Here is a 394-nt window from a genome sequence, read left to right on the forward strand (position 1 = left end):
ATTCCGTTCGGGGGGTCGGAATTCTCAATTATGATGATCTGCGCCAGGTTTTTCAGGCCAGCGAGATGTTCATAGAAGTGCGTCGCAAGGCTTGTTTTCTTAAGTTCTTCCTCGTCGGCTGAAAGCTCGCCGTGCTTGCTCTTCATCGGCTCGCGATATGTGAGAAGCGGTGTGTCTAGAACCAAAAAGCCGGGATGTGGCAAATCTCGGCGCCGGCAGAAGAGAAGCACCGCAACATTGAATGCGGCATGCAAGATGGCCCGGACGCCTTTTCCGTTCGCCGACCTGGGCTTACCTCCGATGGTAACATCGTTCGTTTCAATATCGAACTGCGCGCGGTCGGCTTGCGGAAATTTCCAAGCCGTCAATACTTCTCGCACGACCTCTCCGAATG

At 53.8% G+C, this 394-nt stretch carries 1 pseudogene; it reads right to left on the reverse strand.

The window, feature by feature from the left end:
* Nucleotides 1–380, reverse strand: a pseudogene (locus EOC06_RS38585) (hypothetical protein); the annotation flags it as partial.
* Between the last annotated feature and the right edge of the window lie 14 nt (nucleotides 381–394).

It is taken from the genome of Mesorhizobium sp. M7A.F.Ca.MR.362.00.0.0 (assembly GCF_004023175.1).
Lineage (GTDB): Bacteria > Pseudomonadota > Alphaproteobacteria > Rhizobiales > Rhizobiaceae > Mesorhizobium.